1 protein-coding gene is annotated in these 522 nt (G+C 44.3%); it reads left to right on the top strand.

The genetic code is table 11. From position 1 onward, the window contains the following. Positions 1-162: 162 nt before the first annotated feature. Positions 163-522: hypothetical protein (locus tag N3A72_12485; GenBank protein MCX7920392.1), on the top strand; the 360-nt coding region annotated here is incomplete at its 3' end.

Here is a 522-nt window from a genome sequence, read left to right as displayed (position 1 = left end):
ATTCCCTAGGCAAAATATCCCATTCGTCCCTAACGGGACTCATACATCGGTTATGTATCACAACCCAGCTATAAATAGCTGGGCTACTATCAATCATCCGCTTCCAGCGGATTAACAATAAACCTGGAATGATAATGAACTCCATAGGGTTAACCCGAGATTATGGAACCGTTTGACCAATTAGCTCAATTTAAACAAATTATCGAATCGTTGAATCAGCCGCTGGCAAAAGTTCAGGTTAGTGGGCTCTGGGGTTCAGGAAAAGCATATTTAATTTCCGAGCTTGTAACCCGTATTGTTCGTCCGGTTCTCATCATCACGTCGGATGAAGATACCGCAGACGCAATGACGAACGACTTACAGTTTTTTTTGCAGCGTGATATCTTACAATTTCCGAGCTGGGAAATTCTGCCGTATGAAGAAACTGACCCGCTGGTTGACCTCATTGCGGAACGAATGCTAGTTTTCCAGCAAATCCGCAATCAGCTATCTGGAATCCGAAATTTAGCTCCGCTGGTGGTG

The sequence above is a fragment of the bacterium genome, assembly GCA_026416715.1.
Classification (GTDB): domain Bacteria; phylum UBP4; class UBA4092; order JAOAEQ01; family JAOAEQ01; genus JAOAEQ01.
This window is presented reverse-complemented; position numbering and strand designations above follow the sequence as displayed.